Annotated in this window: 14 protein-coding genes; 8 read left to right on the top strand and 6 right to left on the bottom strand. The window is 40.7% G+C overall.

The features are described from left to right. Nucleotides 1–720, bottom strand: a complete 720-nt coding sequence (locus AC0VYJ_RS17120; RefSeq protein ID WP_475365716.1) for a LiaF domain-containing protein — start codon at nt 718–720, stop codon at nt 1–3. A 414-nt stretch (nt 721–1,134) separates the two neighbouring features. On the opposite strand from AC0VYJ_RS17120, the gene AC0VYJ_RS17115 reads away from it, so the two are divergent. After that, on the top strand, nt 1,135–1,464 hold the full coding sequence (locus AC0VYJ_RS17115) for a hypothetical protein (RefSeq protein ID WP_430241725.1): 330 nt from the start codon (nt 1,135–1,137) through the stop codon (nt 1,462–1,464). Nucleotides 1,465–1,488: 24 nt separating this feature from the next. On the opposite strand, the gene AC0VYJ_RS17110 is transcribed toward AC0VYJ_RS17115, so the two are convergent. Then, the gene (locus AC0VYJ_RS17110) at nt 1,489–2,316 is read right to left on the bottom strand and encodes an alpha/beta fold hydrolase (RefSeq protein ID WP_475365715.1); all 828 of its coding nucleotides are present in this window, start codon (nt 2,314–2,316) and stop codon (nt 1,489–1,491) included. Nucleotides 2,317–2,518: 202 nt separating this feature from the next. After that, complete coding sequence (locus AC0VYJ_RS17105; RefSeq protein ID WP_475365714.1) at nt 2,519–3,859, bottom strand: sodium-dependent transporter; 1,341 nt, start codon at nt 3,857–3,859, stop codon at nt 2,519–2,521. A 312-nt stretch (nt 3,860–4,171) separates the two neighbouring features. Here AC0VYJ_RS17105 and yugI point away from each other — a divergent pair, with 312 nt between their 5' ends. Continuing rightward, nucleotides 4,172–4,588, top strand: coding sequence for a S1 domain-containing post-transcriptional regulator GSP13 (gene yugI / locus AC0VYJ_RS17100; RefSeq protein WP_098444801.1), 417 nt, complete (start codon nt 4,172–4,174; stop codon nt 4,586–4,588). A gap of 41 nt (nt 4,589–4,629) precedes the next feature. On the opposite strand, the gene AC0VYJ_RS17095 is transcribed toward yugI, so the two are convergent. Further along, nucleotides 4,630–4,860, bottom strand: coding sequence for a DUF378 domain-containing protein (locus AC0VYJ_RS17095; RefSeq protein ID WP_194219039.1), 231 nt, complete (start codon nt 4,858–4,860; stop codon nt 4,630–4,632). 309 nt (nt 4,861–5,169) lie between these two features. On the opposite strand from AC0VYJ_RS17095, the gene AC0VYJ_RS17090 reads away from it, so the two are divergent. The 3 genes from AC0VYJ_RS17090 to AC0VYJ_RS17080 all read left to right on the top strand — a co-directional run bounded on the left by AC0VYJ_RS17090 (nt 5,170) and on the right by AC0VYJ_RS17080 (nt 8,664). Further along, nucleotides 5,170–6,333, top strand: coding sequence for an iron-containing alcohol dehydrogenase (locus tag AC0VYJ_RS17090; RefSeq protein ID WP_475365713.1), 1,164 nt, complete (start codon nt 5,170–5,172; stop codon nt 6,331–6,333). A 376-nt stretch (nt 6,334–6,709) separates the two neighbouring features. Continuing rightward, a complete protein-coding gene (locus tag AC0VYJ_RS17085; protein ID WP_283153759.1) occupies nt 6,710–8,071 on the top strand; it encodes a glucose-6-phosphate isomerase in 1,362 nt (453 codons plus the stop codon). Between the two features lie 182 nt (nt 8,072–8,253). Further along, a complete protein-coding gene (locus AC0VYJ_RS17080; protein ID WP_283153760.1) occupies nt 8,254–8,664 on the top strand; it encodes a YugN-like family protein in 411 nt (136 codons plus the stop codon). On the opposite strand, the gene AC0VYJ_RS17075 is transcribed toward AC0VYJ_RS17080, so the two are convergent. Continuing rightward, nucleotides 8,655–9,647 (bottom strand): potassium channel family protein, encoded by a 993-nt coding sequence (locus AC0VYJ_RS17075; RefSeq protein WP_283153761.1) that lies wholly within the window; start codon nt 9,645–9,647, stop codon nt 8,655–8,657. The two genes, AC0VYJ_RS17080 and AC0VYJ_RS17075, sit on opposite strands and share 10 nt — an antisense overlap. A gap of 121 nt (nt 9,648–9,768) precedes the next feature. Here AC0VYJ_RS17075 and AC0VYJ_RS17070 point away from each other — a divergent pair, with 121 nt between their 5' ends. Both AC0VYJ_RS17070 and AC0VYJ_RS17065 read left to right on the top strand, forming a co-directional pair. Continuing rightward, nucleotides 9,769–10,077, top strand: a complete 309-nt coding sequence (locus tag AC0VYJ_RS17070) for a YggT family protein (RefSeq protein ID WP_098444795.1) — start codon at nt 9,769–9,771, stop codon at nt 10,075–10,077. Nucleotides 10,078–10,322: 245 nt separating this feature from the next. Then, nucleotides 10,323–11,033, top strand: a complete 711-nt coding sequence (locus AC0VYJ_RS17065) for a DUF4386 domain-containing protein (RefSeq protein WP_475365712.1) — start codon at nt 10,323–10,325, stop codon at nt 11,031–11,033. Here AC0VYJ_RS17065 and AC0VYJ_RS17060 read toward each other — a convergent pair. Then, the gene (locus tag AC0VYJ_RS17060; protein ID WP_303536253.1) at nt 11,030–11,623 is read right to left on the bottom strand and encodes a Crp/Fnr family transcriptional regulator; all 594 of its coding nucleotides are present in this window, start codon (nt 11,621–11,623) and stop codon (nt 11,030–11,032) included. The two genes, AC0VYJ_RS17065 and AC0VYJ_RS17060, sit on opposite strands and share 4 nt — an antisense overlap. 184 nt (nt 11,624–11,807) lie before the next feature. Here AC0VYJ_RS17060 and AC0VYJ_RS17055 point away from each other — a divergent pair, with 184 nt between their 5' ends. Next, nucleotides 11,808–11,984 (top strand): hypothetical protein, encoded by a 177-nt coding sequence (locus AC0VYJ_RS17055; protein WP_430241709.1) that lies wholly within the window; start codon nt 11,808–11,810, stop codon nt 11,982–11,984. Nucleotides 11,985–12,015: the final 31 nt, after the last annotated feature.

The raw sequence follows: 12,015 nt of genomic DNA, 5'->3' as shown, positions 1-12,015 counted from the left end.
CTAAATCCGATCAACTCGTAAATCAAGTACGGAGAAGTCAAGATAGAATACGATTCGTTGGAGAGCGTCATCGAAATCGTCTGTTTTGTAAGTTAAGCCGTGACCTTTTCCGACGTTGTCCTGATTATGCTGATCAATTGTAGCCGAAAGTACATGGGCTGTGCCGTCAATCTTAAATGGGATATCATCTGGGAAAATAATATTAATATCACCAACAAATCCTGATAGCGTAATAACGGTTTCTTCCTCTGGGATAAGAGTTGTTGAAAAATCGAAGTTATAATCGCACACAAAACTCCAATCATTCATCGTATGCACCTGCCAATTTGGCTTATTATAGGAATGGTCTTTCACGAGACTGAATCCCTGGCTTTTTCGAAATTTCCCCAGGAACTTAAAACCAATCATTACGAATATAAGCGGCCATAGTTTCCAAATACTCCAGAAACTAAAGTCAATTACCTCCAAACGATCAAGGATCAGAAGTAGTCCAAAGGTGAGTAGTAGCACACCGGTTGTCCATTTCTTCCTTCTCGTTGAAGGTAAGAGGGCATCAAAAAGGTACTTTCCACCGAGCAGAAACAACAAGAAGGGATAAAAAAAGACAATTGCCTCCGTCATTTCCATGGAAATAATGCCGATATTTATAAGAAGAAGAAAGATTCCGAGAGCAACGAAAAAAATCGCGGCGAGGAATCGTCCAGTTTGTATACGTTTCATCTAATCTCCTCAATTCATTCTGTCTCCTATACATGAACATATTTGACAGTTGATAGCTTGTTTCCTGCAATAACACTGGATCGTCACTTGAAGTAACTTGAATCTGGAAGAATATATTTCCTTTTAGGGAAATAGTGTGGTGTAATGGTTTGTTTTGATACTAGTTTCCAAATACGATCGCGGTTACAATAGTGAAATATTAATAATTGTTATCAATTCGTCTCTATCTAGAGTGTATAGGAATATGTGAGGGAATTGGAGTTTCTTACGATTGAACTTTTCTCAGTCTTAAGGCTGAATTTTCATGTTAAAATGGAATCGTTTAGTGGAAAGTATGAAAGAAGAGAAGGATGAAGCGTTTCGAACTCGAATAGATGTAAGAAGAGTATGGTTCAAAATGAGAGAGGGAATAAAATGAAACAAAAGCGCATGTTTAAACTGGCCGTTGCTGGATGTGTTCTAGGCATTATCGCAGCAGTGCTCTCAAGGTTTAATGTGATACCTCTAATTCAAGTCAAAGATATTTCGTTTTTAACTGCTTTTATTTTTCCAGCGTTTGCTGTACTAGGTTGTTATTTTGTGAAAACAAGACCTATTGTAGGAGGGTTTAGTCTCCTCGTTTCAGCAGCAGGAGGAATTATTTTTCTATCGGTTTTTTATATTATCCCAGCAGCTTTTCTCGTAACTTCAGGATTTTTAAGTATTTTATTAAAAGAAGAACCACAATTAGTCGCAAACAAATAACCGCTCTCCAAGGTGCGGTTTTTGTTATGTTTGTAGGAATTGGTGAATGGCTTGTGACACTTCCACAGGCCTTTCTTCTGGGATAAGGTGTCCGGTATGAGAGAGGATAAGAAGATCTGCATCTGGCAGGTCTTTTTTCATGCGTTCACCTACGCGTATAGGCACAAGACGGTCGTCGGTTCCCCAAATTAAGAGGATAGGGAAATTAATTTTATTTAATGTGCTCGTAGATAAATCCTCTTCTCGATCTCGTATGAGGCGAGAAAGTGCAAGAAAGAAACCTTTTTCATTAAAACTCGATGTGTAGCCATCGATGACTTCCTGCGTGAGAAGCTTATGGTCATAAACGAGATGTTCGAAATTCTTTCTTAAATTGATGGCACTCATTGAGAAGCTAAGACAAAACGGAAAAAAAGGGAGATAAGAGCATAATCGAATACCTAATGAAGAAGATTTAATATAGCTTGAGCTACATAGGAGAATGAGCTTTTCAATCCGTTCTGGGTGTTGAATACACGCGCGAAGGGCAATTTGTCCTCCCATTGAATGTCCAATCAAGATAGCTTTTGAAATTTGCATCCGTTCAAGAAGTCGGTTTGTAAGAGCAGCATACTCATGAAGCGAATAATGGATATCACAGTTCTTTTCGCTCTCGCCGAAGCCTGGTAAATCAAAGCACAATAAGTGATAGTTCTTTTTAAGAAGGGGAAGAAGCTTACGAAAACTAAAGGAAGAAGAAAGGAAGCCATGAATGAAGACAAGTGTATGGACATGAGGGTTAGTATGTTTGTAATACTCATATGCCAACGTCACGTTGTCGATTTGTATCCGTTCCTTACTTGGGATAGACATGGTTTCATCACCTCTCCTCCATTCGCTATTTAAAGTTTGGCTTACTTAGTCATACTTTATCCTACTCTTATAAAGTTGAAGGGCCGAATGAGAAGACAAAAAAAGAGACGAGGCGTTGGCCTCGTCTTCAAAAGGGGGAATATAGATAGCTTACTACTCCTGTTATTCCCACTTTAGAAAAAGAATATACATATAAAAGAAATTAATATGAAAGTAAAGATGTAACGAGGACAATTGTGATGGCAGCTGGGACAAAGTAACGAATTAAACCATACCAGAGTGGGAAAATGACCCGCCCTATTTTAGAAGACATCATCACTTCGTCAGCTAATATTTCTTTCTTCATCTTCCGAGAAACGAAAATAGAGATAAGAAGGGCACCGATTGGCATTAATAAGTTACTTGCCAGAAAGTCCATCGTATCAAAAATTGTTCTGCCAAATATGGATATGTCTCCAAGGACACCAAATGACAAAGCGGAAGGGATCCCGAGTAAGAATACGCAGAATCCTGCGATCCAGGAAACTTTCTTACGATTTCCTTTACCGCGCGTTACTGTAGAAACAATGATTTCCATCAAGGAAAAAGCTGATGTTAACGTTGCAAATAGCAAAAGCGCTAGAAAAACTGTGAAAAACAAACCGCCAAATGCCATTTGATTAAAAACAGCAGGAAGAACAGTGAAAATAAGTCCAGGTCCTTCTGTCGGTTCAAATCCAAATGCAAAAACAGCAGGGAAGATGGCAAGTCCAGCTAGAAATGAGATTAACACGTTCAGGCTAACGACTGATACTACAGATCCAGTTAAATCAGCTTTTCTATCAAGGTAAGAGCTGTACGTAACCATTAAGGAGATCCCGACGCTGAGCGCAAAGAACGATTGGCCAAGGGCATCAAGAACACCTTCTGCTGATAACATAGAGAAATCAGGCTTTAAAAAGAAGGAGACCCCTTCCATTGCGCCATCAAGAGAAAGCGAACGCCCAACAAGCACAAGAAAAAGAATAAAGAGAGCTGGCATCATATAACGGCTTGCTGTTTCGATCCCTTTTTGAATACCGAATTGCACAATGGCTACTGTTATCGCTAAGAAAAGAGCCTGTGTGAGAAGAGCGGTTGAAGGACTTCCAATGACTTCCCCAAACAACTCTTCGTAACGGCTATTTTGAAGTCCTGTAAGTGACCCCGAGAAGCTTCTTGTTAAGTACGTAATCACCCATCCTCCAATGACACTATAGAAGGAAAGAATAATGAAGGAGGCGATAACGCCTAGATAACCAAGCCATTTCCAGCTTGCTTTCCCAGAAATGGATTCATAAGAAGAAACGGCATTTTGCTGTGAGTGTCTCCCAACAACAAATTCCGCAAGAAGCATTGGCGCACCGACTAAAACAGTGAAAAGAAGAAAAATAAGGAAAAATGCTGCTCCACCATTTGTACCCGCCATATATGGAAATTTCCACAGTGCACCAAGCCCGATAGCTGATCCAGCTGAAGCCAAAATAAATCCGAATCTTGACGACCATTGATCATTTGATTTCATCTTGTCACCTCATACAATATAGTAAGTCCAATTGAATGGCATTTTATCACTATAGCGAGCGGAAAGAATTCAGTCAATATCAAATATTCATGTATTTATTTACCACACGCTATAAACCTTGATATTACTGAAGTACCAGCCATTCCCTCTGTTTATTTTAATTTGAAAGTAAATGCTTTATAATACATTCTTGTCTTGCTATTCCTTCAATAGAAAGGTATGATTCTTAGAAAAGGCTAGTATGATGTTTTGTCTAGATTAGAAATCTATGTTATACTAGTAAAGTTGAAAAAATTTGTTAGGAGTGTTTTCATGGCAGAGCAATATAACGTCGGTGATATCGTTGAAGGGAAGGTAACTGGTATTAAGCCTTTTGGTGCTTTTGTTGCAATTGACGACCAAAAGCAAGGACTAGTTCACATTTCTGAAATCTCTCACGGGTACGTAAAAAATATCGAAGATCAACTTACTGTAGGAGACGAAGTTAAGGTTAAAATCCTTAACATTGAAGAAGGTTCCGGTAAAATCTCTCTTTCAATCCGTGCTACTCAGCCTAAACCTGAGCGTCCGGAAAGAAAGCCTCGCCCGGCAGCACCGAGCGGCGGAAACAAGAAACCACAACAAACTTCTTCTCCACAAGGCTTCAACACGCTTGAAGATAAGCTTAAAGACTGGTTGAAAGAATCTAACGACCGTCAAGCTCAATTGAACAAGCGTCTGAAGAAGTAAGTAATGACGAAAGAAGGCAGCCGCGGCTGCCTTCTTTTTTTTTATGTTGTTGCGCGATCGGGATCATGTGAAAGCTCTTCTGTAGGTTTGAAAAGTAATGTTAGGCAATATAGCCCACTTAGCCCAACTAGGCCATAGACAATTCGAGCAAGTGCAGCATTTTGTCCACCGAAAATTGCCGCGACAAGGTCAAATTGGAAAAATCCAATGAGGCCCCAGTTGACCGCTCCGATGATCACTAACGCAAGAGCAAATCGTTGTAATGTGCTCATAAGAATACCTCCTTTTATTAGGAAACATAATGATTCTTCTATAAGATGATTAAAACTTCACCAAATTATACATAGCGGCTCCACTTAATTCCTATAAGCAGATTGCTTTATTTTAATAATTGATTGAGGCATAATAAAATGGAACTTCCATCAAAGCTATTTATTTCTGATGGTTAGTTGCACGAATCAATCGTTTTGGTGGTCATTTACTCTCACCTAAATTTCTTGCATTACTAAAGATAAAGGGTGAGTTTTTATTGCGCCTAAAAGCGAAGTTAAACGTGATTTGAATTAAAGGAGGACATAACATTGAATAATTTCACTTTCCAAAATCCAACAAAATTGATCTTCGGTAAAGGGCAGCTAGAAGCGCTCAAAACTGAAGTGCCACAATACGGAAAAAGAGTCCTCGTTGTTTATGGCGGAGGAAGCATCAAGAAAAATGGTGTTTACGATAGCGTAATGAACACATTAAACGAAATCGGTGCTGAAGTATTTGAACTTAGCGGCGTTGAACCAAACCCACGCCTAACAACTGTTCATAAAGGTGTCGATATTTGTAAAGAAAACAACATTGATTTCATCCTAGCAGTAGGTGGCGGTAGTGTTATTGACTGCACAAAAGCTATTTCTGCAGGTGCTAAATATAATGGAGACGCTTGGGACTTCGTAACGAAAAAAGCATTCCCTGAAGCAGCTCTTCCATTCGGTACAGTTCTAACGCTAGCAGCAACTGGTTCAGAAATGAACCCAGGTTCTGTTATCACAAACTGGGATACACAAGAGAAATACGGTTGGGGACATCCACTTGTACACCCGAAATTTTCTATTCTAGATCCTGAGAATACGTACACAGTGCCAAAAAACCATACAGTTTACGGCATGGTGGACATGATGTCTCACGTACTTGAACAGTACCTTCACCCTGAATCAAATACAGAGCTACAAGAAAATATGCAGTTCTCTGTTCTTGAAACAGTGATGAACACAGCTCCAAAACTTCTTGAAGATATGCAAAACTACGACCACCGTGCAACAATCATGTTGAGTGGTACAGTAGCGCTCAACCAATCTCTACAGATGGGTGTTCGCGGCGACTGGGCTTCTCACAACATTGAACACGCGGTATCAGCTGTTTATGATATTCCACACGCTGGTGGCCTTGCAATTCTCTTCCCGAACTTAATGAAACACAACCTTGACGTGAACGTTGATAAGTTCAAGCGTCTTGCTGTCAAAGTTCTTGGCGTAAGCGAAGAAGGTAAATCAGATCGCGATGTTGCGCTTGAAGGTATCGACAAGCTAAGTGCGTTCTGGAGCAGCCTTGGTGCACCAAACCGTCTTGCTGATTACGACATTGACGATAGCCAGCTTGATCTTATCGCTGACCGTGCGATGGCTAATGGGGCGTTTGGTAATTTCAAATCCCTTGAGCGCGACGACGTGATGGCGATTTTGAAGGCTTCTCTATAAGGTGAAATGATAGGACCGTTCCGTTTTGGAGCGGTTCTTTTTTTTATGCTTTTTAGCTAGGGATGATTTTTGACCCATTTACGCTGTGTTCGGCAGCCCCGGTTAGAGCAAATGAATTTGCTCACCTGGGCTGCCGAACACAGCGACCTTTAAGCTCCGCTTAAAGGCGATTGAAACTCAGGTTTCAATCGAATGTGTCAAAAATCGAGCGAAGAAATTTGTCCTCCGAAGTGAATAAGGACACAAGGTCAAACGAGTTTAGAAAGAAATCTCTCCAGGTAATCGCTTACATGGGTCGGTGTTCTTGATTTCGAATGGGTCTTGGGCTAAAGTAAAACGTGAGTGAAGAACAAAAAATGATAATTGGAGGCTAATTATGACTTCAAAAGTAAGTTTTGATTATTCAAAAGCATTGTCGTTTGTTGGCGAACATGAAGTAACATACATGGCGGATGCAGTGAAGGCTGCACACGATGCGCTACATAATGGAACAGGGGCTGGCAACGATTTTCTTGGCTGGCTAACGCTTCCGCATGATTATGATAAAGAAGAATTCTCACGCATTCAGAAATCTGCTGAGAAAATCAAATCAGATTCTGACGTTCTTCTTGTTGTTGGTATCGGTGGTTCTTATTTAGGTGCTCGTGCAGCAATCGAAATGCTGAACCATTCTTTCTATAACGTGCTAACAAAAGAAGAGCGCAAAACACCACAAGTTTTCTTCGTAGGTAACAACATTAGCTCAACTTACGTGCAGGATCTCTTTAGCGTACTTGAAGGCAAAGACGTGTCCGTTAACGTCATTTCAAAATCAGGTACAACGACAGAGCCTGCGATTGCGTTCCGTATTTTCCGTAAGTTCCTTGAAGAAAAATACGGCGTAGAAGAAGCTCGTCGTCGCATCTATGCGACTACTGACAAGTCAAAAGGTGCTCTTAAGACACTTGCTGACGAAGAAGGATACGAAAGCTTCGTGATTCCTGATGATGTTGGTGGACGTTATTCTGTTCTTACAGCTGTTGGACTTCTTCCAATCGCAGCAAGCGGAATATCTATTGAAGAGATGATGAAAGGTGCTCAAGACGCACAAGATGACTTGAACACATCTGACATCGAATCTAACCAGGCTTATCAGTATGCAGCAGTTCGTAATGCCCTTTACAACAAAGGCAAGAACATTGAGCTTCTCGTGAACTATGAGCCATCTCTACACTATTTCTCTGAGTGGTGGAAACAGCTCTTTGGAGAAAGTGAAGGTAAAGACAACAAAGGTCTTTATCCAGCATCCGTTGATTTCTCAACAGATCTTCACTCTATGGGACAATACGTTCAAGACGGCCGTCGTAGCCTGTTTGAAACAGTATTGAACGTTGGGAAAGCGCGTCATGAGATCACAATCGAAGAAGACGACAAGAACCTAGACAAGCTGAACTACCTTGCTGGTGAAACAATGGACTTTGTTAACCAGAAAGCATTCGAAGGTACAATGCTTGCTCATACAGATGGTGATGTTCCGAACTTGATCGTGAACATCCCTGAAATGACGCCTTACCACTTCGGTTACCTTGCTTATTTCTTTGAAAAAGCATGTGCCGTTTCCGGTTACCTACTTGGCGTGAATCCATTCGATCAGCCAGGAGTAGAAGCATACAAAACAAACATGTTTGCGCTTCTTGGTAAACCAGGATTCGAAAAAGAAAAAGCTGAGCTTGAGGATCGCCTTAAGACAAACGAATAGAACGAACAAGAGAGAGTGCCTCGGCGCTCTCTTTTTTTGTTTAAAGAAAAGTAAGTATAAAATTCAGTGAAGTCTAGCTCGAGCACTTGTCGGGACTAACCGAGCGCTTGCGCTTTTTTTTCATGAAATCTCTCTCATTGGACACGATAAGCGTAGACTACGTAAACAGGGAGGAAGCGCACATGATTCCAATGAATTCCGTACTTGAAGGGAAAACGATCGAACTTAGTATTATGGAAGACAAGCTCCGCCAATTAGGCTATAGCTATGGAGGTGGCTGGGAATACGATCACGGCTATTTCGACTATAAAATCGATGATGAAGACGGATATCTTTTTCTAAGAGTACCAATCAAAGCTGTAAAAAAAGAGCTCGATGCGGATGGCGCAATTGTTGAAATTGGACAGCCTTTCATGCTCTCTCATATGTATCAGGCAGGTGTTGATCCTGAAGGCAATATCGGGAATATTTCAGCATCGTTCAATCAGTTCCAAGAGCCCACAAATAAAGATGCTGAAATTGATGAAGAATGGCTGAAATACGGAGAGCGATACGTGAAAGAACTAGACGCCGCGCTCTCATCTTATGTGTGAATCACGAGTAAGAGATCATCAGATGCAATAAGAAATGAAGGGGAGGGGTTCATGACGAGCTCACTCCCTCTTTTTACACCAATCATCAGGATATCTTTTTCATTTAGTTGTTGTGCTACATCACAAAAGGACTCTTCACTAAACGACTCAGCACTCATGAAATCAAGCTGATTAGGCTTTAAATGCGTTAGCATCTCAAGCAAAGTAGTCGAAATCCCGTGAGAGAAAACGCTATTCGTCATAACCGTACTGAGTAGGTGGGCACTTTCGATTACCTCATTCGCACCAGCTCGCTCAGCATTCACAATTTGCTCGGGCGAAAGAATTTCCACGATTGTATACACCGAGGGATTGATCCCTTTAACCGTTAAAAGGGTAAGGATTGTCTGCATATCCACTTCAATTTCACTTTTATACTGATCCGCTGTGATAAGAACGGTATGCGCATCGCTAATCTTCGCCTTTCGTAATGTGCTGTCCTCACCAGGGTTTCCACGAATGAAATGAATGCCTTCTTTTTGAAGTGGGTTTTCCATAAGCGAATGATCAATGAGCACGATGGATCGTTCAGGCTGATTCGATAAAAGCGCCTTGATCGTATGTCTGCTGCGCGAATTCCACCCAACCACAACTACATGATTGGCTCGCTCGTAACTTCGCTCTCCACGGCCAAGCGCCCCCTGTGTCATCACAAAGGAAGAAGCAAGCTTCGCCATATAAAACGTCATAAAGCCAGCGCCAAACATAATAAATACCATCGCAAAAGCTTTTCCTCTAACCGTCTCAGGTGATGTATCACCGTACCCAATCGTGGAAGCCGTCACGATCGCAAACCACACCCCATCGAAAACGGTCGGAAACATTTCCGGCTCCACCAGATGCATGATAAAGCCCATCGTGATAAGAATCAGCACAATCAGTGCACCTAGTTGTAATACAGGCGGATAGCGGGATATATAATAAACTAAGTCACGTAATCTCAAAGTAAACGCTCCTTTCTCCACATCCATTATGCCCATCAATCACTGGAAAAAAACGACACGTGTGTGATCAATCGCAACAGGGTAAAGAAAGGATATGACAGGACAAAAAGGGTGAAGAAACATGAGAGCACTATCATCATTCCTCGTATCGCTCGTACGCCTGATTTTTGGCATTATCGAAGCGATTCTCGGAATTCGCATATTGCTGAAACTATTCAGCGCAAATCCAACAGCTCCATTCGTGCAGTGGATCTATGACTTTTCAGCGCCATTATTATATCCATTTCGAAACATCTTTCCAACGACGGAATTCGCTGGACAATATGTCGTTGAATTCTCTGCAGTGTTTGCACTGATTGTGTATAGTATCGTGGCATCACTCATTGTACGGTTTGTGGCAATGGGATTAACGAGTCGTGAGAGAAGGTAAGAGAGGAGAAACGCTGGGGGACAGCGTTTCTTTTATTGTTTGTAAGATGTTTATTATGTAATTGAACACGATGAAACCCTCTTGCAACCGTAAGAGGGTTTTATTTTGAAGTAAAATAGAATCGAACTACTAAGCTATTCACCTGCCCAAATTTTAAAAAATAGTATATTCTTGATTTAAGTCAATGAAAGTCTTCCTCAGACGAAATACAATAGATTTAACATCAAAGTCGAGGAGGCTCTTATATGGGGTTAGGGAGAACAACGAATCAAAACATGCAGCAGAAAGCAGCAGTCTTTTCTGGTATTGCCTTACTAGTTATGATAGTTGCTGCGGTTTTTGCTCAGGGGTATGTTCACAGTTCACTAGTCGTTGACGGTGATGCGGCAACGACATTAAGAAACATCCAAGCATCTCAAGGTTTGTTTCGTCTTGAGGTACTTGGATGGCTCATCATTATCATCATGGATTTAATTGTATCATGGGGGTTTTATCTGTTCTTGAAACCGTTCCATCCTGGTTACGCATTATTAGCAGGGTGGCTACGTTTCCTTTATACAGCCATGCTAGCCATTGCCGTTTCACATCTTTTGATAACCAATCGTGTTGTTCAAAATTCAGAGTTAGGTACGTCATCGCGCGTGGCACAGCAAGCGATGGATTCCATCACAGCTTTTGAAGCAATTTGGTCATTTGGATTAATCATTTTTGGCCTTCATCTGATCGCGGTGGCCCTGGTAGCAATGAATACAAAAAAGATACCAAAGGTGATTAGTATCCTTGTTGTTATAGCAGGCTTCAGCTACTCGATTATTCATTTCATGTACAATTTTGTCCCACAAATTGAAAACGTTATTGGGCTACTAGAATTAATTCTGATGGCTCCCATGGTCATCGGTGAATTAGGTTTTGGGATCTGGTTATTGGTGAAAGGAAGAAAAGTAACGATGGACTAATCAACAATCCTGAGATTAGCTACCGACCTTTTCTTAATACGACTTAAAGATTCTGGCTTGATTCCCAGGTAGCTTGCTAGTTGGTACTGGGGAACCCGGTCAATTAAATCGGGTCTTTTTTCCATCAAATTGTGGTAGCGCTCTTCTGGCGTCGAAGAAATGAAGGAGGAGAAATTATCTCTCATAGCACCCATATCTTCTTCAATCATTTTGCGAGTCAGTTCTTCTAATACCGGATGCATGTCGTAAGCTTCCTGCTCAGTAGATAAATCACCTACAATAAGCGTACAGTCTTCCAAGCAGCTAAGAGAGTATGGAGAAATTTTGTCGGGAGTATGCTGATTAAAGATCGTGACACTCTGTTCTTCCGTATAGAAATTGAACGTATTCTCATTTCCATTTTTATCGACACCGTAAAGCCGGACACATCCCTTTAAAACAAAATAGCATTTGTCAGGAACTTCACCTTGATGTAAAAGGACCGTTCCTTTCTTAAACGTAGCAACAGGAATATCGATTGTCAGCTTTCTTAATTCGGATTCACTGAGATCCGAAAACCGTTTCATATATTGGATAAGGATATCTTTCATGAATTCATCTCCCTTATCAAAATTGTATATATCTTTTAGTATAGCATCACTAAACAGGTAGAGGTAAGGCGGTTTAAAACAGCTTATTCAACCAACATTGCAGGTTGAATAAAGAAAAATGAACATGATGTTTATATTTATAAGTATACTTAATGAACGAAGCTAAATATTGGAGGAGATTTGTTTGGACCTATTTTTATTTATATCCGTAATCGTTGGGATGACGTTTATCTTTTTATATTTTGTAATGAATTTTGACTTAAAAAAGAAGAAGTTAGAGGTAGAGGAAAAGAAACTGGAGTTGGAAAAAAGGAAGTTAGAATTAAAAGAAGAAGCAGGGGAAGAAGAAGAAAAGTTTTAGAATGAGTAAAAGCCCCTCAAAATACTTTGTG

This window comes from Anaerobacillus sp. 63XJN7_5_ISO-PGPR-S23-430 (assembly GCF_056173695.1).
The sequence above is the reverse complement of the archived record's forward strand: the minus strand, read 5'-3'. Positions and strand labels throughout refer to the sequence as shown.